The following is a 24,562-nucleotide window of genomic DNA, read 5'->3' on the forward strand; positions in this document are numbered from 1 at the left end:
GTAAGATTGTTTTCTCAAGTTCTTTTTTAGTTTTGAAACTTATCTTTTGGTTAGCTATTTTATCCTCTTTTTATCAAGCCCACCATCTTCGCCTAACGTTCCCAGCATAAAAGAAGTTTTTGTGAAACAAAAATTTGAGTGCGTGCTGTAAGACATGGATCTTTTATGCTATGTTATATGAAGTGGTTTGTAATTCAATCTTTTTATATCTATTTTTTAACTTTTTGGCTTTCTCATCAAATAACTCCTTAATATTATCATCCATTGTCAGATAGATAACCTGCCACCCAGCCTTTGCAAGGTCAACAAGGGATTCAACTAAGATAGGCCTTCTCTCATAGTCTGAATGCTGAAAAGCATCATCAAGAATGAGAAATGCATGGTCTTCTCCCATAACTATCTTTGCAAAACCCATCCTCAAAGCAAGGATAACCTGTTCCTTTGCACCAGTGCTCAGATCTTTTAGTGGAAAAGTTTCGTAATCACTGCTAACCAGGAGATTGCCGTCATCATCAAACGATAGCTTGTTATACCGTTTCGTGAGGGTTAAAAGAAGTTTTTTTACTTCTTCTGAATTCATTACTTCAACAATTTTTTCATTTTCTTCTCTGAGAAGCTCTTCAATGGTCTCACTAACCAGCTTGCCTGCTATTATATTTGACTCAACTTCATTCAATTCTCTGACAATTTCTTCTTTTTTCAAATATAGTTTTTCTATCAATAAATTCCAATCTGAACTGATATCTGAATCTGTAAAAGAACAAATTTCGGATTTCAAGTTTAAAAGTTTTTCTCCCTCATTTTCACGGGTTTTCTTAAGTTCATTAATTCTATTCTCAATTTCTTTTATCTTCCCAGGAGAAAATTCAACCCCGGGGTTCTGTCTTTCATATTCTCCTTCCGAAACTCCAAGTCCTCTGAGTTCACCTTCCTTTTCTTTCATATTTTTAAGGGTATCATTTCTTTTTTTCTCAATCTCCTGTATTTTTCTTTTCCACTCATGTTGATTCACTTCCTCACCGATAATCTCAGAGAACGCTTGTTTAATCTCTTTTTCCAAATCTTTCAGTTCATCATTAAATTTTTGGAATTCATTGGATTTTTCTTCCTCTTGCCGTTTTAGTTCCCTCAGTCTCTCGACTTCTTTACTTATTCTCTCAAATTCAGATTTTTCAAATTTAATTCCTGGATTTTCTTTCACAAAATCCGTTTCATCTACATCTAACTTGTTGAATTCTTTTTTTAAGTCTTCAATATTCTTTGATATATCATCCTTTTTATTTTTTAGTTCAGAAAGCATATCAAGCCAGTTTTGTTCGTTAATATCAGTGCCTAATAATTTTTTGAACTTATCCTGTATTGAAACTTTGAGGTTTTGAATATTTTCCTGAATCCGTGATATTTCGTCTTTAAGATATACTATTTTGTTATAATCAGTAGTTTGTTCATTCAAAATAGACACTATATCCGCGACATTGTTGAGTTCAAACCCGAAATACTTTTTAAATTCATCACTTATGCTTTTAACTTCTTCCTTCTGTTTTATTCCTGCAAGATATTTTTTAATCCCAATCTTATACCAGAGTATAGAAATACTTGTCAGTAACATAAATATAGTGCCAGGTATTCTCTGCCCCAATAAAAACAGAACAGTAGCTATCATAAGGGACAATAGAGAAAGGTAAGGGAGTGCCTCAATAAATTTTGTGAATCTGACAGGTGTTGATAGATATTTTAAATAATATTCCTTTGCTTCCTTAAGCCACTCATAATGCTTTGTCTTTTCCTGTAATTCGCTCAACCCGGATATCTTCCGTTGTAGCTCATTATTTTTCTCGTTGTATCGTGAGATATCCCCCTCAAGACCAGATAATTCATCTTCAGGAATCTTTTCAAGTTCTCTTTCTTTTTGTTTGATCTCATTCGCAAGAGAATATGCTAGGTATCTCTTTGCCTTCAGAATTTTTTCCAGTTTTCTTTCTAAACTTTGCAAATTCTCGGTTTCTTTCTTTATCTTATCGAGTTCGTTACTCATGGATTTGCGGCGCTCCTCTCTCTTATTGAATTCTTCAATGAAGTTTTTTAATTCTGAAATCTTTTCATCATGAGGCAGTTTTTCTATTTTCTCCTTCAGTTTATTGATTTCTTCGGACAGCAGATATGCCTTGTATCTTTTTGCTTTTAACAAATTTTCTTTCTTTTCTTCTAATTCTTTTATCTCTATTTCTATCTTTTTTATTTCTCCAGCCTCGTATTGTTTGGTTACATCCTCAATAATCCTATTTACTTTTTCGAGCCTTTCTTTAATTTCATAGTATCTCTTTCCTTCACCCATCTTATTAATTGATATTCTTTCCTCTATTTCTGCGTTTTGAATAGTGGCGGAGATATTACTTTTTATTGAATTCAAGATTCTTTTCCCAGAGAGAATATCATTTATGAGATTTTTGTCGACACCTGATTCATTTTTAACTATTTCAAATTCACCACCTTTAACGACAAGTAGCCTACAGAGAGACGGTGGTAATCCCCTGGGGTCTTTTTCAAAATAATCTTCTAATTTCTGTTCTTTCTTCGATCGTGATGATAGTGAAAATTCAACCTCTCTGCCGCCAAGTCCTTCGAGGATTACCTTTCCCCTACTACTTTCAATATTTCTAAGGTAACCCCAGTTGGAAGTATTTGTGAAAAGACACTTTATCAAAAATTCAACAAGAAATGATTTCCCTTGTTCGTTTTTGCCATAAATAACATTCAGGCTGGCTAAATCTTCATCAAATTCTTTTATTGGCCCACAATTTTTCACTGAAATCTTTTTTATTCTCATTTGTTCTCACTTCTAAATATAAGTTCCATGACTTTTTTCATAATATCGTCCGTAGAAGAAACACATTCTCTTTTATCAATACTTTTTACAATATTTTCTATTTTAATTTTTACTTTGTTAAGTAATAATATCCTTTCCCTATCCGTTTCTTTAAGGATTTTAAGTTCAGAAGTATCGGGTCCCGAACTATCATAGAATTCAATTCCTTTATCACGAACAATTTGCACAAGATTCTGAGTGATAACATTTTTGTCTTTGGTGTAGCCTTTCAAGAACAGCCTTAGCTTCACCTTTTTTAGTTCATCTTCGCTTAACTGCCATTTTTGTATAATTTCGTAAAATCTATCTTTCAAATAACTGATTTCATCATCCATAGGATACATTAGTATTGTTTCATTAAAATAGATAACGTCCGTCTCAACTGTCTCATATTCAAGAACCAGCGATTGTGTATCATATATCAAGAATCTTCTTTTACCTGTTTCATTAATATCCAGTCCACATGGAGAACCTGGATAAACGACTTTACCGAATTCTGAATGTTTGTGGATGTGTCCAAGTATTACCTTTGCAGGATTATAATTGTTTACCGTCATAGCCGTAAGAGGCATATAAAAGCCAGGTTCATAGGGATTTAGTTCCTTATTTATTGTGATATAATCTCCATGCCCTATTAATATCCATCTTTCTGGGAAAGTGTTACGATGAGAAAACTCAACAATTACTTCATCCATAGACTTTTCAGGATTATATGGAAGAAAAAGAATTGGAAGTCCATCTATTTCTTTTATCTGTGGTTCAGTAATTACTTTGATATTTGTCGCAGCAAAAAACCTGTTTTCAATCTTGTAGTCATGGTTACCAGGTATAATACTAACACTAACATTAGGATATTTCTTACATAGTTCATCAAAGTCTGAATAGTTGTTATAATCCTTATCAAATAAATCACCAGCGATAATTAATTCAGAAATACCTTTATGTGTTATCTTCGAAAAGATATTTTCAAGAGCATTATATCTTTCTGGTGACTCTGAACAGTTCTTCAGGTGTACATCAGAAGTTATTGCTATTTTCATTTTGCCTCACATTATTTTAGTCATTTCATATAACGGCCGCGGACATACGAAGTGCGAGGCAAAGCCGAGCATTTGGGTGAGGGCGTAAGCCCGAACCGTATGTCCGCTGTTATATGACCGAGCCAAAGGCGAGGCAAGGAAACCGAAGGTTTCCGTAGAGTGCCCAAGCCCGCTTCGTTTATTTTCTATTTTTTTTCTTTCTCTCATGTGCATCAACTACCGCCTGCATAAACTCAACTGTTTCATCAACTGAGTGATCCGCCATTGCGACATTACACCAGCGGTGACCGTATCTTACCAATCTAGGTGTATGTAATATTTTGCTTTCTTTCAGTGGGAATGTATGAAACAATTGCAAACTTTCTGCTTCGCCTTCTTCCCTTTTTGACTTTCTCCATGGTGGTTGGAAAACTTCTTCCCTCTCCGGTAAAGATAAATTCGCAGGAGGTTTATTTAATGGTGCACGACATAAAGGACATAAAATTATCTCTTGTATCTCATTTTGGTTTGGATATTCTCGAGTAGGATTGTAATTGGAATTTAGAAAGATTTCTTTGACCAAGTTATAGGCATTTACCGGATTTACACCATAAAAATTGCTGACAACAGCAATACCGAGTATAGCAAAAGTTTCTACCGAATATTCTAATGTTGAATATTCCATTGCAGGTATTACACAAGAATTATTAGTCCAGTCATCATCAGTCCATTGAAGTAGATCATCTTTAATAGCATACCACTTATCATATGGAACACAATACACCTCTTCTAACTTGTGAACATCTTTTGGATACCAAAGCTCGCCATTTATGACAAATACTAATGATTTGTTATCAATACTAACATACTCAACTTCCTTTGCATACTCAGGGATTTCATTTGCTACAATAAGAGGGTGCCATCTCAAATTTCTGTTTGAGTAAGGGGCTTTATCTGTTCGACCTCTTGTACAAAGAGCATCCCGCTGGAGTTTGGCACCTGCCATACCTAAACCTGCATCCCTGCTTAAATGAATTCTTCCATAATTTTTTACAAAGTCCTTCCTACTTTCTGTGTTTGTTATTAAATCAGCTAGACCATCACTGATCTTTCTACATATTTCTAAGGCGGCCTTATCTTTTTCCGTCAATTCCGTAGCTGAAATAGTCCGACCTTTAGCCATTCTTATTCCCTCCCTCCTGTTTTTATCAGTTTTTCCATTTTTATCCGTGCTTCTACTTTCATTTTAATAATTTCTGATACTTCGCTTATTATTTCTTCCACAGTACTTTTATCTGTAGGAATTGGGATTACAACTTCATACAACCTTTCTCCAATAGTAGAGATCGTAGCTTGAACAAAAGTTTTTTCTTCTATTTGTTTTTGCACAATATCAGTATTCAATAGATAGAGTAGCAAGTAAGGATGCAGTTTGTCAGGTTTTAAACATCTAATTCTTCTTATATGACTTTGAATTACCAATTTTTTATCAAGCGAAGTAACTATTGCCGTCCTTCCTATTAGAAATGTACCATCAGTAACCAATAAAATATCATTTTCTCTTATATCCTGTCTTTTTTTATATTTTTCGTAAACTTCTTCTGGAACACATTTTATAGGGTCTATTTTTATTTCCCAATTAACAATATCAGACGTTCTTACAAAGGGGATGTTGCCATTTCCATAATATTTTGAACCTACCTCATGACCTCTTTTTACAGAAATCCATTTTTGTTCTACCAATTCTTTAATTGTTGTAAGTTTATATTTTCCTGTTCTCTCCATTTTGTTAAGAATTTGCGTAGTTTCAGGATTATAATAATTTGGAATGAAAATAAAATTTCTTACATCGGATAATTTTAGAGTAAATCCAAGATGACTCAGATGGAGGACGTTTTTTATAAATTCCTTATACATAGATGAAACTAATGGTAGGTCGTCGTCTATTATTTTATTTCCTTCATTATCAAGAACATAATTGCCCTTCATATCCATTTTAAATACTACTTTACCATTTTTATCATGCCCGACTTTGTTTGCAATAGCCATGAAGATATCATAGTCTTTCTTAATATTTTGTGTCTTTTCTAAAAACAGGACACTCGTTTTCGTATGAGTACTTGGAAGAAAGGTTTCAGGGGGTAAGCTAACTATTGCTAATATCTTAGCATTCTTTAAGATAAATTCCCAGACATACCTATAACTAGGATTTCCAAAAACCCCATCAGGAAGAACAATTGCCATTCTACCATTTGGTTTAAGAAGTTGGAGACACCTTTCTATAAACAGGATCTGTGGGACTTGGTTAGAAACAAAATTGCTGATTTTCCAATTGTTAGATTTATCTTTTATCCATTTATGCCCTAATTTATAGTTCTTTAAGATATTTTTATCTTCAATAAATATTTTTGCTCCAAATGGTGGATTCGTAAGCACAATATCAAAACTTTCATCTTTAATTTTTTCCTTCATATTTTCTGGCCAAGATTCTGGATAAAGTGAATCAGCACAAAATATATTTGCATGACCATTTCCAACAATACTCATGTATGCTTTACATATCTTAACTAAATCTATCTCTTTGTCTATCCCGTACACATTACAAACATGTCCCCTTTCCTTTAGATGTGATAAAACTTCAACTAAAAAACCACCAGAACCACATGCAGGATCTATGACTTTTTCATCTGGTTTAGGATTCAATATATCAACGCACATTTTGACCACGTTTCTCGGAGTAAAAAACTGCCCCTTTTCTCCTCGCAATCCAGGACCCCAAAAAGCTTGGAATGCTTCACTTATTACATCTCTTTCACTTTCGACAAGAACATATCCTTGAAGTTTTTGTGCTACATATTTAATCGATTTATCATCAAGAAGTATCTTTTCTTCTCTATCAAAGACATCAGGATAGCTATCCTTTACTTTTTCAAATAATTTTTTGATCCTATTACTAACTTCTTTTTCGTTTTCATCTGCTCTTATTATGAATTCTTTGTCATTTTTGTTATGTGTTTCGTCATATATCTTACAAAAAAGAATTCTAATCATTTCTGCGCCAAGCCTTTCTGCTCTTGGAATGTTGCTGTTACTATAAAGATAATAATAAATTTGCTTGAACACCTCAGGGAGACCCAAAGGTAATAATGTTGGAGTAAACAAGTCCAAAGGTTTTACTACTAAATAACTTTTTCTAGCCATTTTTATACCTCTTGCTTTCTTATAGCAGGCTTGGGCATTTCATATAACTCGTTCATAGACGACAGGGTCGCTTTTAATTCCAATTTGGCGGTATAGGCGACTGTGTCATCTATCCATCCCTTTAGGTTACTCATTCTGCAACTCCTTGCAAGATTTGGTCTGAAAGTATGAATGGCTACATCTTTTTTAATCCCAGCCCGTTTATAAACTATTTCAAATATCCTTCGAGCAGTTCTTATTGGATGCCATTTCAGTCCGCTGATGGTCTTAATTTTCTCAACAAATACAGGATTATAGGGAAAGGTAACTTTTATCATACCTTCATCTGCTTTAAGAATTTTTATCATCTGATTCATATCTGATTCATATTTTAATTATACTTAATTTTTCTCTGCTCTGTCAATAATTTGTACAAGTTGAGTATATAGGTAACACTTTATATCCTTTCATTTGAGACAAAAAATCCATTGGAATTGAATAGCCCAGTGTGTGGTGTGGACGGTTAAAATTATACTCTATCAACCAGTCAGTTAAAAATCTATTAAAATTATCTACATCCTCAATATAATTACCCATCTGTAAAAACTCCTCTTCCAGTGTCCTGTTATATCTCTCTATTTCAGGATTATCTTCAGGCGTCCTCACCCTTGAGAAGTAATGTTCTAGATTAAGATTTTTACATGCCTGATGAAAATACCTTGAAAATTCACTCCCATTATCCATCTGTAGATATTTAAAGTTTATACTGCTTCCCATTAAGGAAAGGGTAGAAATAAGGTAGAATAAAGGCATCCGAAAGGGGCGAAAACGAAACAAACTTAAGCACACATCTCCCAAGAAACTCTGCCACCCCTTTTTATATCCCTTCTATTTTATCTAAATCAGTCAACTTTTCCAGATATAAGGAGGTGTTACCTATTTTTCTCAACTTCTGTAGTTTTGTAAAAAGATGCTTAAAACCATTGATACGTAAAGAATTTAAAAACTTTAGAAAATTTGACAAATTTAAAAGTGATATTTACATTTCTTTTTAATATCCTAATGACGGAGGACAATGCTCGGAAGACATACAAAAAATTCTTTTTTTTATCCACTTTTTCAGTTTTCAATTCCTTTTCTATTGCTTTACTTGTCCAATATCCTTCAGATACTTCAATAACTGCTTTTTTACAATTCTTTTAACTTTATCCAGCCAACCATAAGTAATCTTTCCTATCTATCAACTTTCTTCACTTTTGAACTCATTTTGATTGTGGTATCTGCAATGTTGTTAAGATATTATTTGTTTCTTCTTCTAAACTTATTCAGATAAACAATTATAGCAAATATAAGAATTGTATAACCTATACCATGGAAAACTGCAAACCAATACCCGAAAGTTTCTGGTGGAGGTGATAATGTAATAGATAAAACAAGCATCAAGGCCCAACAAAAAATTAGCCATGGCTCGGTCCATGTAGGCGGGTCCTTCCAATATTCTTTTACTGGGTAAGGAGTTCCACAATGAGGACAAATTTCTGCATTACAAGCAACTCTTTTTTACATACTTTACATGGTGCTAAATAAATTTCTGATTTATCTTTTTCTGAAAATTTCTTTAAATCCTTAGAGTAATTTTAGTGGATATATTTTTCTAATCCCATTTTTCTTAAATCTGCTCCACAATTTGGACAATTCCCATTTTCGATATCTTCCACTTTAAGGTCTTGGCCACATTTTAAACAGAATAATTTTCTAAATTCCAATTGTTTTTAATACTCTATTTTTCCCTTAACAATCTAAATTTCTGTAATTTTTAGATGCAATCCAAAGGGCCCTATCAAGGGTTCGCAAATAAACGTCTAATTCTTTTGCCAATTTTCGACATACTTTTAAATATTTTATGTAATGGTCTGGTGTAAAACTTTTAGGACAGGGTTCATCTATATAACAAAGAAGGTAAAGCATATTCCAGGCCCTCCAATCTATTGGAGTAAATTTACAAGGGTCATATGCCATTAAAATCGCGCTTGCTACTGCAACACCTACTCCGTTTAATTTTTTCAATTTTTCTATCGCACTTCTAACTTTATCATCATTGTATTCATTGTTTTTTAATTCTTCAAAACAGCTTTTGGTAATCTTTTGAATGTCTCTTTCGGAGTTTTTTGCAGAGCTTCTATCTCTCGGGTTTTTCCACTTGACTATTTTTTGGAATTGGGGAAGAGAAAGAGATTTTGAACCCTTTAACTTCAATATTTCTTCTTCTCTTCTTAAATTCTCTTTATCTTTGCTTTTTAAATATTCTATATATTTGTTTTCTAAATATTCTATTTTCTTTAAAAAATTTTTCATTTTTTCCTCCATAATTTTCCCCCTATTTTAAAAATCTTTCTTTTTCAAAGTCCACTCTTCTATCGCAATCCCCTTTAAAGCAGCTCAGGAAATTAAATCTTAAAATTAAAAGTTAAAAAATCAAGTTTTTTATTTGTGTCTCTCAAAATAGAAAAAATATATAGTCCTCCGGGTGGGGGTATACTACTTATATATTGGGTGTCAAGGGTTTTATCAATCATTACTTCGAGAGGGGAAGAAGAAATTCCAACTCTTTTGGAAATATACAATTTTTCTATTCCTATAACATTTCCATCTTTATCTTTTTTTAGAATAATTCCATCTCCTATTTCTCCACATATAAACTTATCTATAGGATTACCAAACCAAATATCTAATGTATTGCTCTCTCTGTTATACCTTATAATCACTTTTTCCGTATTTTCTCACCTTCCTCTATTTTTTCTGTTGGATAACAGGTAATTATAAATCCTTCTTTCTCATAACATTTTACAACCACACAATATAATTTATCAAATTTTTTATAAAAAAGTAAAACATTTTCATCAATTTTGCTCTTTCTAATTTCTTCTGGGTCTTTTAATGTCTCTTTTACTATTTCTTCTTTCCCTATCATTATAGGATGTTTTATTTTAACAATATATTCTCAGTACTCCTCTGAAATTCTGATTTTAATATTTAAGGGGTCTACTTCAAATAAAATTTTTTTCATTTTAAATTGTATGTTTAAATTATATACTTGGTTTTATTTTTTGTCTTGATTATACCTTAAAAATAACTTTTATCAAAAAAACTTAAAAATCCCATTAAATCATTTGTATATCAATTATTTCAATTAACTGGGTTAAATTTATACAATATATTGTATTTTTAAAGATTAAAAAATACAGCATAATGTTGTGCAAGATTTGTGCAAGATTTATGCAAAAATATGAGAAAATATGGGAAAATGTGGGAAATTGAAAAATTGATGTAAGTTATTTATATTTAATAAGATAAGCAATTTACAAGGATTTTTAAAATTGGTTAGGAACGGATTAGCAATCCGCCGCATTAGACCACTATGCTACCCCTCCAGTTATTATTATTTTACTTTTTTCTTTATAATAATTCAATATTCTAAATGCTTCATCATAAAAATCTAATTTAAAAATTTTTCACCCCGAGAAAAATTAAGAAAAAAAGAGATGAGAAAGAAATTAGATAATGAAAATATTACCTATTATTTTTACCCTTTGGGTCTTTCTTTTATTTAATAAAAATTCTTTCTTCTTTATTTCAGTTCGCCACTTATTTTTAAATCATATCTTAAAATTTTATTTTACTTCAATTCAAATTTTTTTAAAATTTATCAGGTAGAGAAGAAAAAATAAAAGTGTTAGTTATAAGTATTTAAAACTAAATTATATAAAAGATACTTTTCTTTTTTAAATTTAAATATTTCACTTTTAAAAATTTGACACCTTCAAGAAATAAAAATAAAATATTCAGAAGAGTATATAAAAAATAAAAGAAAGAATTCTCCCTATCCCATCTTAAAGGTGTCCAATGGAACAAAAGAAGTATCTTTATTTGTTTTTTATTCTATCTATTATTTTTTTCTGTCTTTCTGCCTGTCTTGCAAAACCGTATTTATCAAACATCTCAAATAATTTTGTCCTTATGAAAATATCTTCTGTAATGTCATAAACAAAAATACTATACCCAATTTTTATTCTTGGTTTTATTTCCTTTAGCCAGTTAAAAATATTATGGTCATTATAAACCAGTCCTTGCAGATAATTCACACTTATAACAAGATATTCTTTTTGAGGAAATTCTGAATTTAAACGATAATATTGCTGTGGAAGATTTAAAAAAAGAGGATAAAAAAATGGCTCATAAACAATTCCATATGTTTCAGGAAGAATTGAACCAAAATAATTAAGCATTATTTCTGGTTTTCCTTCTTTCTGTAAATATTCTTTTAATCCCTTCAAATCCTGTCCCCAATCTATATTTGAATCAATTAAATGTTTCCATCCATTTTCAGGTCCTCCAGCAATTTCATTAAAATATGCAAGATAATGGGGATGAATTTTAAAAGATGAAAAAGCATACCAGAAAATCAATATTATTAAAATAACTTTTTTAAAGACAGGTTTGATTTTTATTTTTTCATGATAGACACACAATCTTCCACAGTAAATATAAATTAAAGCATAAAATGGCAGTATATATCTAATTCCAATCTGTTTTTTGCTAAAAGAGGAAAAAATGAAAAAAATAAAAGCAGGTAAAATCAGAAAAAACTCTTTTTTTTCTATTTTTCTGTTTATGAAGATTGAAAGAATAAAAAAAATTATCAGAGCAATTGGAGTTTTGTAAAGGAATGCAAGTATAAAATAGTATCTCCAGCCGGTTGTTGAAAATCTGCCATTTAAAAAACTCATATGTCCTCTTTCTGTTGTCTCAAAAACAATTGTTTTTAATCCAAGTAAAAAATTTTTAAAACCATAAATTCTATAAGTCAGGAGTAAAACAATGAATGGAATTAAAACAAGATAAAGGAGGAAAAAAATAAGATTTGATTTCAATTTTGTTTTGAAATTATCCTTTATTTTCATAATTATAAGAAACAGAATTATAAACGGTATAACTACAATTCCAGTAAATTTTGTTGATATAGAAAGACCAAAAAATATTCCAGAAAAAAGTAAATATTTATTATTGTTTGTTTCAAAGAATTTCCACAGATAATAAAGGGTTATAACAAAAAAAGCAGTAAAGGGAACATCTGTAGTTACAAGACAACTGTGAGCAAGAAAGTTTGGGCAGAATGAAAATAAAAATAAACAGAAAAGTCCTGCAATTTCACCATATAATTCTTTTGACCACAAATATATGAAAAAACCAAGTAAAATACCAAGTAAAATCATTGGAAAACGAGCCCAGAAAACTATATTATCAACATTCTCTCTATTAAGGTAGAAAAAAAACATTCCAAGATCCCATTCATTTTTCCTTAAATTTCTATATGCTTCTTCTGAAAAAAAAATTTTCTGTTTTATGATAAAAAGACCTGAAAGAATTTTTGAGAAAGGAGGGTGTTCAAAATTTATAAAAAAATCACCATTTTTAACATAAAAATATCCTGCTGGAATATGGACAGTTTCATCACAGGTAATTGATTTTTCAGAAGAGACAATTAACTCTCTTGCAAAAAATAATAGAATAAAAAAGATTAAAATCACCAGATTTATTCTTTTTATAAAATTTTTTAACATATTCTTGGAAATTGTTCTCCAACAGGCATATCTACAATTCTCCTTGCACCTGATAGTGTTTCAATTAAAACTTTTCCTTCTGGCCTTTTCACAATCTCTCCTATAATTTCTGCTTTTTTCCCATATATATTTTTTTTCATTTTTTTAATTACTTTTTCACTATCTTTTCTACTGCATATAATAATAACCTTCCCTTCATTTGCAATATTTAAAGGGTCAAAACCAAGAATTTCACACATTGATAAAACTTCTTTTTTTACAGGGATTTTGTTTTCATAAATGACTATCCCAAAATCCCTGTTTCTTACTATTTCATTTAAAGTTGCAGAAATTCCTCCCCTTGTTGGGTCCCTCATGAACTTTATTCCATCTGTCTCTTTTAAAATTTCAGATATTAGTTTATTTAAAGGAGCACAGTCACTTTTTATTTCTGATTCAATATCATAAATATCCCTTGAAAGCAAAACAGAAAGTCCATGTTCAGCAATTCCGCCATTTATTATTACAACATCTCCTTCTTCTATTCTTTCTATTCCAAGTTTTATTCTTTTCTCTTTTATTCCTATTCCTGCCGTATTTATAAAAATCTTATCAATCTTACCTTTTTCCACAACTTTGGTATCACCTGTAACAATTTTAACATCTGCTTCTCTTGCTATTTTTTCCATTGACTTTACAATTTTTTCAATATTCTTTATTTCAAATCCCTCTTCTATTATAAAACTTGCAGATAGATAAAGAGGTTTTGCTCCACAGACTGCTAAATCATTAACAGTTCCACAGATAGAAAGTTTACCTATATCTCCTCCTTTAAAAAAAACAGGTTCAACAGTATAGGAATCAGTGGTAAAACACAAGTCAAAATCTTCAAATTCAATAATCCCTGAATCATAAAGTTTTTCAAGAATATCATTTTTAAAGTTTTTTAAAAAAATATTTTCTATTAAACTGTGCATCAACTTACCACCGCTTCCATGCGATAAAATAATTCTATCTTCTTTCATATTTATAATAGGCGCTACAAGTCCCTTCTGATGAAACCATGCAGGGACCAACCGGATTTTCAGGATTACAAATTTTTTCAAATAATGGACAGTCAAAAGGGATTTTCTTTCCTTTTAAAATTTCTCCGCATAAACAACTTTTCTTTTTACCTGAACTTTTTATTTTTATCACAAACTCTTTTTCAGCATCAAAATCAATGAATTCTTCTTTCAGTTTTAAACCACTATCTTCAACAATACCTATCCCTCTCCATTCAGAATCAATAATTTTAAAAGTATCATAAATTGTTTTTTTTGCTTTAATATTTCCTTCCTCTCTTACTGTTCTTTTATATTCATTAATTACTTCTGACTTTCCTTCATTAATACTTTTCAAAATCAAAAGAATTGAAAGTAAAATATCCAGTGGCTCAAAACCACTTATAACGCACGAAACATTAAATTTTTTTGAGATTGATTTATATGGCTCTATTCCTGTAATAGCACTTACATGTCCTGGACATATAAAACCTTCTATTTCTGTATCCTTTTGTTTCAATAAAAATTCCATAACAGGTGGTATAAGTTTATTTCCAGAAAGTACAAAAAAATTTCTTATTTTTTCCTCTCTTGCAATCTTAACTGTCTGGGAAATTAAAGGGGTTGTTGTCTCAAAACCAATAGATAGGAAAATTACTTTTTTATTTTTATTTTCGTAAGATACCTTCAAAGCATCGAGTGGAGAATATACTACAAAAATTTTAGCACCATTTGCTCTTTCTTTCTCAAGAGAAGAAAAACTTCCAGGAACTTTCATCATATCCCCAAAGGTTGTGATAAAAACATCTTTATCCCTTGACAATTCAATAGCGGTATCTATATATTCTTCAGGAGTAACGCAGACAGGACAACCAGGGCCTGAAATTAAATTTACATTTTCAGGAAGCAATTTTCTTATTCCGTATTTACCGATAGCCATGGTATGGGTTCCACAAACTTCCATTATATTTATTTTCTTTTTCAAAATTTTGCTGTATTTCTGTATTTCTGTTATTATTTCTTTCTGCTTTTCTGTATTTCTGTATTCTTTTATATATTCCATTTCATTTCTTTTATTATATTGAGTGTCTTTTTTGCTTCTTTTTTATCAAGTTTTTCAATAGCAAAGCCAGCATGAATAATTAAATAATCTCCCTTTTTAACATTTTCTACAAGTGATATATTAACTTTTCTTTTAACATTTCCAGAAGAAACAACTGCATAATCTCCTTCAATTTCCTCAACCTTCATTGGAATTGCAAGGCACATTTTTCCCCTTTATTTAAAGAGTTGAAACAATCTCATTAAGAACCTTATTTACATTTATATCAGATTTCTGTTCCAACTTTATTACTTTTGTTAGATTCATTACTGCTTTACCTATGGGTAATCTTCCTTCAAAAAATAAAGGTTCCCTTTCGCTATCATTTGTTATCCAGATATCAATTATTCCCTTTTTAAAACTTTCTTTTTCTTTTCTCGCAAGGGGTTCAAGAATAAAAACCTCTTTACTTTCACCGTTTGGCAATTTTTTTACTTCCTTACCTTTAAAATTTATTTTTAAATACCACTTTTCCTTTAAAGCAATGGGGAATTGATTATTTTTAAAAGTATTGATATCTCCATTACGCAGAAAATAAAAAAATCCAAGACAATCAAAAATTTCTCCATCAAAATTAATTACTTCTCTTTTTGTTGATAATAAATTTTTATTTTTATATGTTTTTGTAATACAGGTATACTGGTTTGCATTCCAGTTAAAATATAAATCAGTTATCTGTTCTTTATCACCTGTTTTTGAATATATGTAAAAGTAAGATGTTTTCCCTGTTTTCTTATCTATAAATGAATCTACTCTGTTATATCCATATCCAATCTGAGCAGGAACACCACTTGGAAGAGTTATTCCTACAAGACGATATCTATCTTTTTCTTCCAAACAAACTATTATTGCTTTACCAAGATTTACAAAATTCCATTTAAGTTCATAGATTAAGCATTCTCCAAGATAATTCACAAAAAAAGGTTGAGGAACACCTGTAATTTTTTCCTCTTTTTTTGGAAAAACTACTTTTTTAGGTAGTAAAACAATTTCTTCTTTCTCTTCTGTTTTTTCTTCCTTTATTCCTTCAACTTCTTCTTTCTGAACAACTCCTTCCTCTTTTTTCTCTTCCTTAACTTCTTCCTCTTTTTTCTTTTCCACAATTTCTTCCTCTTTTTTCTCTTCCTTAACTTCTTCCTCTTTTTTCTTTTCCACAATTTCTTCCTCTTTTTTCTCTTCCTTTGTGATCTCTATTTTGCTTTCCTCTGTTTTTTCCTCAGATGGAAAATAAACTTCTGGTAATTCTTCCAACTTCTTTTTCTCTTCTATTTTTTCACATATGCATCCTGAAAGAAAAAGAGAAACAATTATAAAAACAAAATACTTTCTCACTCTATCTCCTTTTTTAAAAAATTATACCCTCAAAATTTAAAAAATTGAAATTTTAATATTTTGATATAAAAGCAATTATTTCAAGATTATCTTTTCCTATATTTTTTATTGAATGTTGCTCGCCATTTCCTGTTAAAATTGCATCACCTTCCTTAACAGAATATTCATTTTTACCATCATACATAATACCTTTTCCTTTTAAAATAATAAATACTTCATCCTCATCAAGATGTTGATGTAATCCAATTGAACAACCTGGCTCTATAATCAATTTTGCACATAATCTTACATTTGCCTTAAAATCCTCTTTTTTAAAGAAATGCAATATCTTAATAATTCCTTCTCCGCCTCTCATTTTTTCCCTTTCCTCAAATTCCATATCTTCCCTTTTATTTATCATATTTCCCCCTTTGACAAGTCCTTATAAAAAACTTACTATATTTAAATGAGAAAATTTAAACTTCTTTTAAATATTTTACCACTTCTTTTCATTTCATTAAAACCAGTTGGCTATTTAAATGATTTTGCAGATACTCTTTCAGATGAGCAGAAAGAAAAAATTGAGAAAAGATTAAAAGATATAGAAAAAGAAACAACAAATGAAATATGTGTTTTAATTATAAAATCACTTGAAGGGAAAAGTATTGAAGAGTACGCGAATGAGATTTTTAATAATTGGGGAATAGGTAAAAAGGGAAAAGATAATGGTGTCTTAATTTTAATTTCATTGGATGAAAGAAAGATAAGGATTGAAGTTGGTTATGGACTTGAAGGTTATTTACCTGATTCTGTTTGTGGAAGGATAATTAGAGAGATTATGGCTCCTAATTTCAAAAGAGGAGATTTTTATGCAGGGATTTATGAAGCAATAGAAAAAATATATATGACTACAAAAGGGGAAGAGGTAGTAGAAAGAGAAAATATTCCTCCAGCTGGTTTTCGTCTTTTATGGTATACATTTATCCTTCTTTTCTCTTTTATTATTTTAGGTCTTATTGGTTTTCTTTTTGAGGCAGTTTTAATTTCTTTTTTCCTGATAAATGCCTTTTTAAATAGAAATAATATTTCTCAATATGGGTTATTTATTTTTTTATCATTGCTTATCCCTTTCTTTTTTATTTTTATTTTAGGTTTCATATCAAATCTTTTATTTCAAAATATCAGAAGACGACTAAAGAAATATTATGGAAATAGATGGAAAGAGCATGTTCCTTTTTATTTAAGAGGTTCAAGTATATATTCTTCAGGTTCTTTTCATGGTGGAGGAGGTTTTTCAGGTGGTTTTGGTGGCTTTGGTGGTGGAGCAAGTGGTGGAGGAGGAGCAAGTGGTAGATGGTAAAATAAAAGGAGAAAAACATGGAAGAAAAAATTAAAACATTTGTTGAAAAAACAAAAGAAATTTTTAAAGAACGACTTAAAAGTTGTATCATTTATGGAAGTTATGTTAAGGGGAATTATAGAAAGGGAATTTCTGACATAAATTTGATTGTAATAGTTGATTCTCTTTCAAAAACAGACCTTGAAGAGATAAAGAAAAGATTGTCAAAATTTGCCTATAAAAATATGATAAGATTTTATTTGTTTTCAGAATGGTTTTTGTTAAGTTCAGCAGATGTTTTTCCTGTTGAATGGCTTGATATAAAAGAAAATCATAGGGTAATTTATGGAGAGGATATAACTGAAAAGATAAAAGTTGAAAAAGAAAATTTACGAGTTGAAATTGAAAGAAAAACAAAGCAGTTATTTCTTGACTTTCAGCATTCTATTATCTTTGAAAGAAATATTTATTCTGTTATAGAAGATGTAATTAAAAATTTAAAATTTCTGATTCCTCTTATTGAAAAGCAGATGGGAAAAAGAATTGCAATACCTGAAGGTTTAGAAATTTTTGAGAAGAATGTAAAATTAAAGAAAAAAGAAATTTATGAGAAAGTTGATGAGATTTTAAAGTTTTTATCAGAGATAATTTATTTGATTAATGAAAGAAAGGAGAAGAAATGAAGAGAAATTTGAATGTTTTATTATGGACAATTTTGCTTATTTTTATTTTTGGTATTTTTGTGTATCAGTATAATCGTCTTGTATATCTTGACCAGAAAGTTAAATCAAGTTGGGCTCAGGTTGAAAATGTATATCAGAGAAGAAATGATTTAATCCCAAATCTGGTTGAAGTTGTTAAAGGTTATGCAAAACATGAAAAAGAACTGTTTATACAGGTAACAGAAGCAAGAACCAAATGGCAAAATGCAAAATCTATATCTGAAAAAGAAACTGCAGCAGGAGAAATAGACAGAGTTATTGGGCGACTTTTACTTGTTGTGGAAAACTATCCACAGATAAAAGCAAGTACAAATTTTCTATCATTACAGGATGAACTTGCAGGAACAGAAAACAGAATTGCAGTTGAAAGAAGAAGATACAATATTGCTGTTGAGGAGTATAATAGAATTGCAAAGTCATTTCCGACTTTTATTTTTGTAAAAATTTTTGGTTTTGATAAAGAAAAGAGTTATTTTCAGGCAGAAAAAGGAAGTGAAAAAGCACCTGAAATAAAATTTTAAATATCCTCTTTTGTTGATTTAAAAAGATATAAGTATCTCCATTCTCTGTAAAATTCTTCTGCTGTATTTCTATCATTTATCAGACAGAGAAGTTCAACATTTTCCTTTGCACTTTTTGTTGGATTGAAAGACCCTGTTATAACTTTTTCCCTATCAATTATAAAAAATTTATCGTGCAGAAATCCGGATATACAACTTTTTCTTACATCACAACCATAACTTAAAAGGAGATAAAAGACAGAATGAGGGAAAATATTATAACTTTCAATAATTCCTTTAACCAAAATCCCTTCATTCCTTTTTTCAATAATTTTTTCTGCTATATTTGTGTCTGTAAAAGAAAATGTCGCAAAATTTATTGAATTGGTTGAATTTTTAATTTCCCTTTCAATAATTCCTTCACAGTCATTTTCAGGAGAAAACCATATTTCAATATTTCTGTCTTTAAAGTTTTCTGTATAATTGTAATTATTCCAGAAAGAATCAAACTTTTTTATAAGATACCTTGATAAATTTTTATCCTTAATTATAACAAGATTATTGTGATTTTTATAAAAATTGCTGAAAGTCAAATTAGCAGATGTAATTATAGATACTTCTTCATCAATTATTAAAAATTTTGAATGAAAAAGATTTTTATTTTCAATTTTTTTAATTTGCAAGTTTTTATCTTCTCCATATTCACAGACAATTTTAATATCTAATTTTTTGCCTTTAAGAAAATTTAAGAAATCTGGACTTATTGAGTAGGTTGAAATATAAATTGATTTTTTTGCATTCTGTAATAAGTTTATAAAATAAGAATAAGTTTTTTTTGAAGGTGTAAAAAGGACTTCAGTTTCACCTGATACAAGTGAAACAATAAAATTCAGAAAAAAAATTATTTTTTTCATAACTATAAATTATAACAAAGAAAGAAAAAATGATAAAATAGTAAAAACTAAAAAGGAGGAAGAAAAATGTATGAAATAAGAAAAGGGAAAGGAGATTATGAATGGTTTATAAGAGCAAAATTTGGTCTTTTTATTCACTGGGGACTATATTCTTTACCTGCAAGACATGAATGGGTAAGAAACAGGGAAGAAATACCGAATGAAATTTATGATGAGAAATATTTTAAAAGATTTAATCCAGACCTTTATAATCCAGAAGAATGGGCAAAGATAGCAAAAAAGGCAGGTATGAAATATGCAGTTATTACAACAAAACATCATGAAGGATTCTGTCTCTGGGATAGCAAACTGACTGATTATAAGGCAACAAATACTCCCTGTAAAAGAGATTTATTGAGGGATTTTGTAGAAGCATTCAGAAAAGAAGGATTTAAAATTGGTTTTTATTATTCTTTAATTGACTGGCATCATCCTCATTTTACAATTGACAGATTTCATCCATTAAGAAATCATCCAGAAAAAGAAAAGTTGAATAAAGAAAGAGATATGGCAAAATACAGAGAGTATTTACACGGTCAGATTAGAGAATTGTTAACAGAATATGGAAAAATAGATATACTCTGGGCAGATTTTAGTTATCCTGGTCCTGATGGAAAAGGGAAAAATGACTGGAATTCAGAAAAACTTGTAAAGATGATAAGAGAATTACAACCACATATTTTACTCAATAATAGGCTTGACCTTGAAGATGAATATGATTTTGTTACTCCTGAACAGGTGGTTCCAAATGAATGGCCAGAAAAAGATGGGAAAAAAATTATATGGGAATCATGTCAGACATTTTCTGGTTCATGGGGTTATCACAGAGATGAGGCAACATGGAGAGATACAGAAGAAATAATAAAAACACTTATTGACTGTGTGAGTAAAGGTGGAAATTTACTTTTAAATGTGGGACCAACTGCAAGAGGGGAATTTGATTATAGAGCAAGAGAACGACTTGAAAAAATTGGAGAATGGATGAAATATCATTTTTCAAGCATTTATGATTGTACCAAAGCTCCTGAAGAGTTTAAAATACCTGAAAATTGTAAATTGACATATAATCCTGAAAAAAATCGTCTCTATGTTCATATCCTTTCATGGCCTTATAAGTTTTTAGTACTTGAAGGAAAAGCATATAAAGAACAAGTTGAATATGCACAATTACTTAATGATGGAAGTGAAATAAAAATAGGGACAGATGAATGGCACAAAAAACAATTGGGAGAAAAAGAAGGAAAAATACTCACATTACCACCTTTTAAACCAAATGTCGCTGTTCCTGTAATAGAATTGTTTTTAAAATGATGGAAATCCCTTATTTTTTGAAAGAAATTTTGTACAGGAGAAATATAAAAGAAGAAAAAGAAATCAAAAAGTTTCTATTTCCAACTTTAAATGATATCTCTGGACCTGAAATAATTTCACATATAGAAAAAGCATCTATAGAAATCTTAAATGGAATTAAGAAAAATGAAAAAATATTTGTTTATGGAGATGGAGATATTGATGGAATTGGAGGTGTTTTTTTTATACTTAAATTTCTTAAAGAAAAAAATGGGGACTTTAATTATTACTTAACCCACCGGCTTGATGACTATGAAATTGAAGAAAACCTTGTTGATTATCTCTTAAATGAAAATTATAAAATTATAATTCTTATAGACTGTGGTGTCTCTTCTTATAACTTTTTAAAAAAATGTGTTGAAAATAATATAAAAACCATAGTTGTTGACCATCATCAAACAGACATTGAAAATTTGCCAGAAGGACCAATATACATTCATCCTTTATTCTCATCAGAAAAAATTGACCTTTCTGCAACAGGCCTTTCTTTTAAACTTTTTCAGTATTTAATGTCAAATTATTCACATTTTTGTTTGAATGATTATATATGCATTGTAGGACTTGCAACTTTAAGTGAAAATTTAAACTTAACAGATGAAAACAGAATTTTTGTAAAAGAGATGCTCAAAGATTTAAAATATTCAAACATTAAAGGATTAAATTTACTTGTTTCTAAATATTTGAAAAAAAGTATTCTTGAAATTGATGAAGTAAAAATAAAAATAAACCCAAAATTAAACTCTCCTGGCAGATTTGGAAAACCTGAAATCACATTGAATCTTTTTCTTGAAGAGGAAGAAAAAGAAATTGAAAAACTGCTTCAAGAGATTGAACAACTTGATAAAAAGAGATATAAAATAACCCAGGAAATAATAAAAAAAATAGAAGAAAAAGAAAATTTTGAAGAGAGGTTTTTAGTTTTTGAAACTTTGCCTGAATCGTTATGTGGTATAATAGCAAGCCGTCTCACAGAAAAGTATGGACAACCATTCTTTATTGCAAGTAAAAAAGGAAATATTTTGAAAGGTTCCGCAAGAAGTCCTGAAAATTATGATTTATATACAAAAATGAAAAAAATAAAGGATAAATTTTTATCTTTTGGAGGACACAAAACTGCTATTGGTTTTAAATTTTCGTTAAATAATGAAAAGGAAATTAGAGAATATTGGAAGAGTATAAAAATAGAAAAAAATCAGGATGATGAGTATTTTGATATTGTCTTTGATATAGAGGATATAAAACCGGAAATTTTTGAATATCTTAATCTTTTAAAACCATACGGAAAAGGAAATAGACCTCCTGTTTTTCTGTGCAGGGATGTTTCAATAAAAGAAATAAAAAAAGGAAAAGAACAAAAATATTGGATAAAAAAGGGCAATACAATTTTTGAATCTATATTTGAAACAAGGAAAAAACCTAATGGAGAAATAAAAGAAATTTTTTATACTCCTGAAATTAAAGAAATTGATGGATATTATAAAATCTCTCTCAAAATAAAAAATTTCAGGTAATCTGGACTTCTTTTATAGGTCTTTTTACCTTTGTTTTCAAACATTTTGTACAAATCCGCATCTTTTTAACAATACCTTTGTATTCAACAAGTACTTTCTGGATATTGGGTTTCCAAGTTCTTCTTGTCTTTCTATTTGAATGACTAACCTTATTACCGCTTCTCCCTTCTTTTCCGCATATCTCACATCTCATTGCCATATTTTTACCTCCTTATTTTACCTTCCTTTTTCAAAAGAGATATAGTTCTATTTGCATATATATTATCTGGATTTATTTTCAGAACCCTTTGTAAATACTCCACAGCTTTTTCTATATTATTATAATACACAAGATAAATTGATGCAATACTGCATAAAATATCTTCATCATAAGGATTAAAAAATTCTGCTTCTTTATAATACTTAAATGCTTTTTCTATTTCCCCTACTTTTAAATAAACTGTTCCAAGATTGGCATCTGTTTTTGCATAATGAGGGAAAAGATTTTCATTTATATGCAGATAAATTTCTTCTGCCTTTTTATAATTTCCTACCATTCCATAAGCGTAAGCAAGTTTATACCAGCATTCATAATTATATGGATTCAATTTACAAACAATAAGATAATTTTCAATCGCTTCTTCATAATCACCTAAATCTTTTGCTCCTATTCCATTCTTATAATAAATCTGGGGATAAATTCTGTAATATGAATAAAAAATTGAAAAAATAAGAGAAACTGAAAATATGATATACCACAAATATTTTGAAAATTTAAAATCTATTTTTTTTACCTTTGTATATTTAGAAGTTATACCGATTAGAAACCAGAAATACATACTTGTTGAGGGATTTCTTAAATTTGTTGAAAAAATATTATCGCATAAAACACTTATTATTCCACCAATAATTCCTGAAAAAAAGATTTTTGAACCCTTATTTTTAATTGCACCTACAATAAAGGAAAATACGAAAATGAGAAAAATCAGAAGTCCTATAATCCCCATTTCTGACCATATCTCAAGGTATTCATTATGAGGATGATTTGTAATAGGAGTTGATTCAGGTTGAAGAAAATATTCTCTTACTCTGAAATAGGGATAAAAGAAAATAAAATTACCAAATCCCCAGCCAAAAACTGGTTTTCTCAGAATCATTCTCCAGGTTCCCTTCCATATATAACTTCTTATATTTGTTTTATACCATAAAATAATTTTGGGAAAGAAGATTGCAAGAATAAAAATAATCAGAAAGATTACAGCATATTTAATTTCTGACCTATTTTCTATATTATGAATATACCAGACAGAGGAAAGCCCTATAACAAAAGCCATTAATGCTGCTCTTGATTGAGCGACTCCAAGAGCCCATAAACCAAAAATTAAACAGGAGATATCAAGTAATTTAAATAATCCTGAATATTTTTCTTTTTCATACAATTTCCAGTTTAAAATATTTGAAAAAGACAAACATAAAACCATTATTATATGACCTGAAAAAAAATTGGGATTTCCAAATGTTGAAACAGCATAATGTCTTTCTCCATAAAACTGACATATCCCTGTTATAGAAGCAATAATTCCTGCGCCAATCCATATATAAAAGATTTTTTTATCAATTTCCAAGTTCGAAGATATAATAAAAATAAGAAAATAAAGAAGGTAATTTTCAAGGTTTTTTGCTGCCTCAAATTCAAAAGGTGCATAAAAACAGGATATTAAAACATAGGTAAAAAAAATTACCGGTAGATATATAAAGTTTGAAATTTCAAATTCTTTTTTTGAAAAAAGGAAATAGATTGAAATTAAAAGGCAGAATAAAAGACCATTTAAATTCTTTATCAGAGTGTAGTCAAAAGCAGGTTTAAAAATAAGCAAGACCCCCATAAAAAAAACAAAAACTCCACTCCAGTAATATGCCTCAATCTCTCTTTTTGTTTTTAGTTTTGGCCCTTTCCCCTTATATTGTTTAACTTTATATCTTGCTATTTCTTTTTCTTTCATTTTTATTTATTGTTCTTTTACTTTAATAAAGATTTTCCTTAATTTTCAACAGATTTTATTATATCATAATTTATTTTTTCTAAT

At 29.6% G+C, this 24,562-nt stretch carries 23 protein-coding genes; 5 read left to right on the plus strand and 18 right to left on the minus strand.

Annotation, left to right across the window (positions count from 1 at the left end):
* Window positions 1–163 precede the first annotated feature (163 nt).
* The 15 genes from PKV21_02655 to PKV21_02725 all read right to left on the minus strand — a co-directional run bounded on the left by PKV21_02655 (window position 164) and on the right by PKV21_02725 (window position 16,542).
* Window positions 164–2,827 (minus strand): AAA family ATPase, encoded by a 2,664-nt coding sequence (locus tag PKV21_02655; GenBank protein HOM26389.1) that lies wholly within the window; start codon window positions 2,825–2,827, stop codon window positions 164–166.
* Window positions 2,824–3,906: a metallophosphoesterase family protein gene (locus PKV21_02660; GenBank protein ID HOM26390.1), complete on the minus strand. Its 1,083-nt coding sequence runs from the start codon at window positions 3,904–3,906 to the stop codon at window positions 2,824–2,826. Before PKV21_02660 ends, PKV21_02655 begins: the two co-directional genes overlap by 4 nt.
* A 178-nt stretch (window positions 3,907–4,084) precedes the next feature.
* Window positions 4,085–5,068, minus strand: a complete 984-nt coding sequence (locus tag PKV21_02665) for a hypothetical protein (GenBank protein HOM26391.1) — start codon at window positions 5,066–5,068, stop codon at window positions 4,085–4,087.
* A gap of 2 nt (window positions 5,069–5,070) precedes the next feature.
* Complete coding sequence (locus PKV21_02670; GenBank protein ID HOM26392.1) at window positions 5,071–7,086, minus strand: N-6 DNA methylase; 2,016 nt, start codon at window positions 7,084–7,086, stop codon at window positions 5,071–5,073.
* A gap of 2 nt (window positions 7,087–7,088) precedes the next feature.
* The gene (locus PKV21_02675) at window positions 7,089–7,442 is read right to left on the minus strand and encodes a hypothetical protein (protein ID HOM26393.1); all 354 of its coding nucleotides are present in this window, start codon (window positions 7,440–7,442) and stop codon (window positions 7,089–7,091) included.
* A 43-nt stretch (window positions 7,443–7,485) separates the two neighbouring features.
* Complete coding sequence (locus PKV21_02680) at window positions 7,486–7,842, minus strand: integrase core domain-containing protein (GenBank protein HOM26394.1); 357 nt, start codon at window positions 7,840–7,842, stop codon at window positions 7,486–7,488.
* Window positions 7,843–8,856: 1,014 nt separating this feature from the next.
* Window positions 8,857–9,432, minus strand: a complete 576-nt coding sequence (locus PKV21_02685; protein ID HOM26395.1) for a hypothetical protein — start codon at window positions 9,430–9,432, stop codon at window positions 8,857–8,859.
* A gap of 80 nt (window positions 9,433–9,512) precedes the next feature.
* The gene (locus PKV21_02690) at window positions 9,513–9,830 is read right to left on the minus strand and encodes a DUF2283 domain-containing protein (GenBank protein ID HOM26396.1); all 318 of its coding nucleotides are present in this window, start codon (window positions 9,828–9,830) and stop codon (window positions 9,513–9,515) included.
* On the minus strand, window positions 9,827–10,036 hold the full coding sequence (locus PKV21_02695; protein ID HOM26397.1) for a hypothetical protein: 210 nt from the start codon (window positions 10,034–10,036) through the stop codon (window positions 9,827–9,829). Before PKV21_02695 ends, PKV21_02690 begins: the two co-directional genes overlap by 4 nt.
* Window positions 10,037–10,988: 952 nt before the next feature.
* Window positions 10,989–12,686 carry a glycosyltransferase family 39 protein gene (locus tag PKV21_02700; GenBank protein HOM26398.1) on the minus strand — a complete coding sequence of 566 codons (1,698 nt, stop codon included), beginning with the start codon at window positions 12,684–12,686 and terminating at the stop codon, window positions 10,989–10,991.
* On the minus strand, window positions 12,680–13,690 hold the full coding sequence (gene hypE / locus PKV21_02705) for a hydrogenase expression/formation protein HypE (protein ID HOM26399.1): 1,011 nt from the start codon (window positions 13,688–13,690) through the stop codon (window positions 12,680–12,682). Before hypE ends, PKV21_02700 begins: the two co-directional genes overlap by 7 nt.
* Entirely contained in the window at window positions 13,677–14,771 is a 1,095-nt protein-coding gene (gene hypD / locus PKV21_02710) for a hydrogenase formation protein HypD (GenBank protein ID HOM26400.1), read from the minus strand. Before hypD ends, hypE begins: the two co-directional genes overlap by 14 nt.
* Window positions 14,759–14,977 carry a HypC/HybG/HupF family hydrogenase formation chaperone gene (locus tag PKV21_02715; protein HOM26401.1) on the minus strand — a complete coding sequence of 73 codons (219 nt, stop codon included), beginning with the start codon at window positions 14,975–14,977 and terminating at the stop codon, window positions 14,759–14,761. Before PKV21_02715 ends, hypD begins: the two co-directional genes overlap by 13 nt.
* A gap of 13 nt (window positions 14,978–14,990) precedes the next feature.
* On the minus strand, window positions 14,991–16,142 hold the full coding sequence (locus PKV21_02720; protein HOM26402.1) for a DUF3108 domain-containing protein: 1,152 nt from the start codon (window positions 16,140–16,142) through the stop codon (window positions 14,991–14,993).
* 52 nt (window positions 16,143–16,194) lie between these two features.
* Entirely contained in the window at window positions 16,195–16,542 is a 348-nt protein-coding gene (locus PKV21_02725; protein ID HOM26403.1) for a cupin domain-containing protein, read from the minus strand.
* Between the two features lie 45 nt (window positions 16,543–16,587).
* On the opposite strand from PKV21_02725, the gene PKV21_02730 reads away from it, so the two are divergent.
* From PKV21_02730 to PKV21_02740, 3 genes are read left to right on the plus strand one after another with little or no spacing between them, the layout of a single operon-like run.
* Window positions 16,588–17,481 carry a TPM domain-containing protein gene (locus PKV21_02730; protein ID HOM26404.1) on the plus strand — a complete coding sequence of 298 codons (894 nt, stop codon included), beginning with the start codon at window positions 16,588–16,590 and terminating at the stop codon, window positions 17,479–17,481.
* 17 nt (window positions 17,482–17,498) lie between these two features.
* Window positions 17,499–18,143, plus strand: a complete 645-nt coding sequence (locus PKV21_02735) for a nucleotidyltransferase domain-containing protein (protein ID HOM26405.1) — start codon at window positions 17,499–17,501, stop codon at window positions 18,141–18,143.
* Window positions 18,140–18,703, plus strand: a complete 564-nt coding sequence (locus tag PKV21_02740) for a LemA family protein (GenBank protein HOM26406.1) — start codon at window positions 18,140–18,142, stop codon at window positions 18,701–18,703. The genes PKV21_02735 and PKV21_02740 overlap by 4 nt, the downstream gene beginning before the upstream one ends.
* On the opposite strand, the gene PKV21_02745 is transcribed toward PKV21_02740, so the two are convergent.
* Window positions 18,700–19,596 carry a phospholipase D-like domain-containing protein gene (locus PKV21_02745; GenBank protein HOM26407.1) on the minus strand — a complete coding sequence of 299 codons (897 nt, stop codon included), beginning with the start codon at window positions 19,594–19,596 and terminating at the stop codon, window positions 18,700–18,702. The genes PKV21_02740 and PKV21_02745 overlap by 4 nt on opposite strands.
* 66 nt (window positions 19,597–19,662) lie before the next feature.
* On the opposite strand from PKV21_02745, the gene PKV21_02750 reads away from it, so the two are divergent.
* Together PKV21_02750 and PKV21_02755 are read left to right on the plus strand one after the other, a co-directional pair.
* Window positions 19,663–20,946, plus strand: coding sequence for an alpha-L-fucosidase (locus PKV21_02750; protein ID HOM26408.1), 1,284 nt, complete (start codon window positions 19,663–19,665; stop codon window positions 20,944–20,946).
* A gap of 17 nt (window positions 20,947–20,963) precedes the next feature.
* A complete protein-coding gene (locus PKV21_02755) occupies window positions 20,964–22,496 on the plus strand; it encodes a DHH family phosphoesterase (protein HOM26409.1) in 1,533 nt (510 codons plus the stop codon).
* Here the strand turns inward: PKV21_02755 and rpmB are convergent.
* Both rpmB and PKV21_02765 read right to left on the minus strand, forming a co-directional pair.
* Window positions 22,489–22,695 carry a 50S ribosomal protein L28 gene (rpmB, locus tag PKV21_02760; GenBank protein ID HOM26410.1) on the minus strand — a complete coding sequence of 69 codons (207 nt, stop codon included), beginning with the start codon at window positions 22,693–22,695 and terminating at the stop codon, window positions 22,489–22,491. The two genes, PKV21_02755 and rpmB, sit on opposite strands and share 8 nt — an antisense overlap.
* 4 nt (window positions 22,696–22,699) lie before the next feature.
* Window positions 22,700–24,478 carry an O-antigen ligase family protein gene (locus PKV21_02765; GenBank protein HOM26411.1) on the minus strand — a complete coding sequence of 593 codons (1,779 nt, stop codon included), beginning with the start codon at window positions 24,476–24,478 and terminating at the stop codon, window positions 22,700–22,702.
* Window positions 24,479–24,562 lie beyond the last annotated feature (84 nt).

The organism is bacterium (genome assembly GCA_035371905.1).
Taxonomy (GTDB): domain Bacteria; phylum Ratteibacteria; class UBA8468; order B48-G9; family JAFGKM01; genus JAMWDI01.

Excerpts from the sequence above, each read along its gene's own strand:
- PKV21_02655 (HOM26389.1), bottom strand. The coding sequence starts at position 2,827 with ATGAGAATAAAAAAGATTTCAGTGAAAAATTGTGGGCCAATAAAAGAA.
- PKV21_02660 (HOM26390.1), bottom strand. The coding sequence starts at position 3,906 with ATGAAAATAGCAATAACTTCTGATGTACACCTGAAGAACTGTTCAGAG.
- PKV21_02665 (HOM26391.1), bottom strand. The coding sequence starts at position 5,068 with ATGGCTAAAGGTCGGACTATTTCAGCTACGGAATTGACGGAAAAAGAT.
- PKV21_02670 (HOM26392.1), bottom strand. The coding sequence starts at position 7,086 with ATGGCTAGAAAAAGTTATTTAGTAGTAAAACCTTTGGACTTGTTTACT.
- PKV21_02675 (HOM26393.1), bottom strand. The coding sequence starts at position 7,442 with ATGAATCAGATGATAAAAATTCTTAAAGCAGATGAAGGTATGATAAAA.
- PKV21_02680 (HOM26394.1), bottom strand. The coding sequence starts at position 7,842 with ATGGGAAGCAGTATAAACTTTAAATATCTACAGATGGATAATGGGAGT.
- PKV21_02685 (HOM26395.1), bottom strand. The coding sequence starts at position 9,432 with ATGGAGGAAAAAATGAAAAATTTTTTAAAGAAAATAGAATATTTAGAA.
- PKV21_02695 (HOM26397.1), bottom strand. The coding sequence starts at position 10,036 with ATGATAGGGAAAGAAGAAATAGTAAAAGAGACATTAAAAGACCCAGAA.
- PKV21_02700 (HOM26398.1), bottom strand. The coding sequence starts at position 12,686 with ATGTTAAAAAATTTTATAAAAAGAATAAATCTGGTGATTTTAATCTTT.
- hypE (HOM26399.1), bottom strand. The coding sequence starts at position 13,690 with ATGAAAGAAGATAGAATTATTTTATCGCATGGAAGCGGTGGTAAGTTG.
- hypD (HOM26400.1), bottom strand. The coding sequence starts at position 14,771 with ATGGAATATATAAAAGAATACAGAAATACAGAAAAGCAGAAAGAAATA.
- PKV21_02715 (HOM26401.1), bottom strand. The coding sequence starts at position 14,977 with ATGTGCCTTGCAATTCCAATGAAGGTTGAGGAAATTGAAGGAGATTAT.
- PKV21_02725 (HOM26403.1), bottom strand. The coding sequence starts at position 16,542 with ATGATAAATAAAAGGGAAGATATGGAATTTGAGGAAAGGGAAAAAATG.
- PKV21_02730 (HOM26404.1), top strand. The coding sequence starts at position 16,588 with ATGAGAAAATTTAAACTTCTTTTAAATATTTTACCACTTCTTTTCATT.
- PKV21_02735 (HOM26405.1), top strand. The coding sequence starts at position 17,499 with ATGGAAGAAAAAATTAAAACATTTGTTGAAAAAACAAAAGAAATTTTT.
- PKV21_02740 (HOM26406.1), top strand. The coding sequence starts at position 18,140 with ATGAAGAGAAATTTGAATGTTTTATTATGGACAATTTTGCTTATTTTT.
- PKV21_02745 (HOM26407.1), bottom strand. The coding sequence starts at position 19,596 with ATGAAAAAAATAATTTTTTTTCTGAATTTTATTGTTTCACTTGTATCA.
- PKV21_02750 (HOM26408.1), top strand. The coding sequence starts at position 19,663 with ATGTATGAAATAAGAAAAGGGAAAGGAGATTATGAATGGTTTATAAGA.
- rpmB (HOM26410.1), bottom strand. The coding sequence starts at position 22,695 with ATGGCAATGAGATGTGAGATATGCGGAAAAGAAGGGAGAAGCGGTAAT.
- PKV21_02765 (HOM26411.1), bottom strand. The coding sequence starts at position 24,478 with ATGAAAGAAAAAGAAATAGCAAGATATAAAGTTAAACAATATAAGGGG.